This is a genomic window from Chryseobacterium sp. 2TAF14, assembly GCF_052115105.1.
Taxonomy (GTDB): domain Bacteria; phylum Bacteroidota; class Bacteroidia; order Flavobacteriales; family Weeksellaceae; genus Chryseobacterium.
This window is the reverse complement of record NZ_JBFRGA010000269.1, coordinates 1-2,779: the sequence shown is the minus strand read 5'-3', so window position 1 is coordinate 2,779 and position 2,779 is coordinate 1. Positions and strand designations below refer to the sequence as shown.

The window sequence follows — 2,779 nt, the reverse complement described above, 5'->3', positions numbered from 1 at the left end:
CACATTGATAAGGTCTTAAAATTGAAGAAATTACAATAAGGTTTGCCTGCGTTCCTCCGGAAACAAAATAAATTTCAGCAGCCTGATTTTCAATTTTAGCTTTAATTAAATCTTTTGCTTTTTTAGAATAATCATCTTCACCATAACCTGCCTGCTGATCGAGATTATTTCGAAGAAGTGATTCTAAAATCTGAGGATGACATCCTTCGGAATAATCATTTTTAAAAGAAAATTTCATAGTGCAAAATTAAAAAAACTTGAATCAACAAAAGAGATTTTTTAAAAATATTGTAAAGCAATAAAATCTCAATCTAAAGGAAAAACAAAACACCATAGTAAAATTAATTACTATAGTGTAAAAACACAAAATAATGAACAAACGTCATATTTTTTCTTTTCCTTAATTAATATATTTATTAAATTAAGTTTGCAGAGCTACTCAGTATAAAATTATCGTTTTTATAAGTTGAATAGCTTTTATTTTTTTTAATGAACTACTTTTAATAGATCACCTGTTCTGTAAAGTGCGCCCGAAGAAAGACCTGCAGCTATAGCTGTAGCATTGTCTGCAAATTCTTTTGTTCCTTCAATGATCGCAGGTGTAAGATCCGACGACTGTTTTACCACATGAAGCTGTGCTGCCGGATTTTCGGTTCCTATACCCACTTTTCCCTGAAAGTAATTTTTGGTATCTTCTCCGGCAGAATAAAAGTTATATGCATTTGCAGGAGTGTCACCTGTAAAACGGTAGCGCTCGATATAAATTCCGTAGGATTTACTGATGTTTACATTGGTTCCTGCAGCCTGATTTGTCTGGATATACATTCCCATCAAGCGATTAAAATTATAAGTTCCGGAACCTCCATTCACAGTATTAAAATTGGTATAAGATCTTAGTCCTGCTGCATAAGCATCTGTAATGAGATTGCTATTTTGAGAGTTAGTTACATTTAATACTCCTCCATTTTGCATTTCAGGTTCTATAGCACCACTTACACCGTACATTCTGTCAATATTAATGGTTCCTGCTCCTTGTGGACGGTTTGTAGCCATAGCTCCCCAAGCTTGTAAAGTATTATTTGTTTGCCCAGCTTCTGCTTTTGTTACCAGAAGGCCGCTCAGCGCTCGTGTTTCTACAAAATTTCCGGTTCCGCTTACAGCAGCAGCAGTTACCCTTGCTGAAACTCCATAGTTATAAGAATTGAAAAGCTCTCCTCCTACTGCGTTTACAGACAAATTACTTTCCAGACCATGTATAAAACTATAATTACCATTATTTTTTGCACCTTGATAATTATAATTAATATAAGTACCATATCCGTTTTTTACTCCGGCAGATAAGTCTTTTACCACATTTTTTATCCCATAGTTTTGTATGTTGGAGCTTCCAGTAGATGTAGAATTATCTGTAACAGTGTTATCAAAACCGATGTTATTTTCACCTTTGCTTAGAAAAATGTTCTTAATTCCTCCTGAATAACTGGAAGTTCCGGGTGTATAATCTTTTTTTACATAAAGGCTAAAATCTGTATTCGTTTCTGGTTTAACACCAATTCCCACTTTTCCCATCTGATAAATATTCTGGGTATTGAGTGTTGCATCGCTGTTGGTGGTAATTTCATACCACGGTTCAGGAGCATCCATTTTTTGCCAGATGTTATTAGGTGCATCATAGTAATAATATCCTACAGACGTTACATTTTTTGTTTTGGTTGTAGTGTCGGCTAAATTTAAAGCTTGGGTTACATATATCAAGGTTGCATTCTGATCGGCTGTATATAATGCATCTTTGCTTTTCAGCTCTGTTCCGGTAAGTCTTGGTGCAATAATTCCGTCTGCTTTTGTAATATCGGAGGGCTTGCTCATTACATCTAATGTGGCTTTAGGAGTCTCTGTATCAATTCCTACTTGGCTGTAAGCAAAACTGTATATAAGGATTCCGCTTATTAAAATTATTTTCTTTTTCATTTGGTTTACATTTAATGTTTGAATTTGTGTCATGTTTTGGGGAACAATTTTAAGTTAAAACTTAAAAAACGGCAGAAATAAAATTTCTTCCAATAAATTTTTAATCATCATAGTTTTCAGAATCGTAATCGTTCTATTAAAAGCCGGCTAAATAGATGCGAAATTAAAGAAGTACCGATCTACTCAATACATGAATAATTTGGTTAAAAACTTCAATAAAATTCTAAGAAACTTAAAGTAAAAATTATACACGAATAAGTAAATTTCGCATATAGTACGGAACATTATTTTTCATCATTGTTCATTTGTTGTTTTATAATTTACTAATTGGCATTTGCATTTTTACCGAGACAAAGATAGGCCGGCAAATACAAAAAAAACAACAGTTTATATATCGTGATTCAGGAATTAGAACACACTTTAAAACTCAAAACATTAAAAATTAAATACTTACAAAAATACAATTTAAACTTCGTTTTTCAGGTTTGAAATAAATTCAGAAGGAGAAATCCCGGTTTCTTTAGTAAAAACTTTAGTAAAATGACTGTGCGTTGCAAAGCCGCAAAGTTCTGATAAGTGATTAATTTTATATTTAAGATGCTGCGGATTGTTTTGCAAATATTCAATAACATATTTTATTTTCAATCCGTTGATATATCATTGAAATTTTTTCCGCGATGCTCTTTCAGTATATAATTAAAGTATTTAGAATTGGTATCTAAAATTACGATCAGTTTTTTTAAAGTAAAGCTGCTTTCTATAAAAGCTGTTCCCTGTTCAAACTCTTCGAGTTTTTTCAAAAGCTCTTTTT

At 32.4% G+C, this 2,779-nt stretch carries 2 protein-coding genes and 1 pseudogene; all 3 read right to left on the bottom strand.

From position 1 onward, the window contains the following. A pseudogene (locus AB4Y90_RS17260) lies at nucleotides 1-238 on the bottom strand (threonine aldolase); the annotation flags it as partial. 248 nt (nucleotides 239-486) lie between these two features. Next, nucleotides 487-1,968 (bottom strand): hypothetical protein, encoded by a 1,482-nt coding sequence (locus tag AB4Y90_RS17255; RefSeq protein WP_441558800.1) that lies wholly within the window; start codon nucleotides 1,966-1,968, stop codon nucleotides 487-489. Between the two features lie 465 nt (nucleotides 1,969-2,433). Continuing rightward, nucleotides 2,434-2,613, bottom strand: coding sequence for a helix-turn-helix domain-containing protein (locus AB4Y90_RS17250; protein WP_441558799.1), 180 nt, complete (start codon nucleotides 2,611-2,613; stop codon nucleotides 2,434-2,436). Nucleotides 2,614-2,779 lie beyond the last annotated feature (166 nt).

Coding starts and splice junctions, on each gene's coding strand:
- AB4Y90_RS17255 (WP_441558800.1), bottom strand. CDS start 1,968: ATGAAAAAGAAAATAATTTTAATAAGCGGAATCCTTATATACAGTTTT.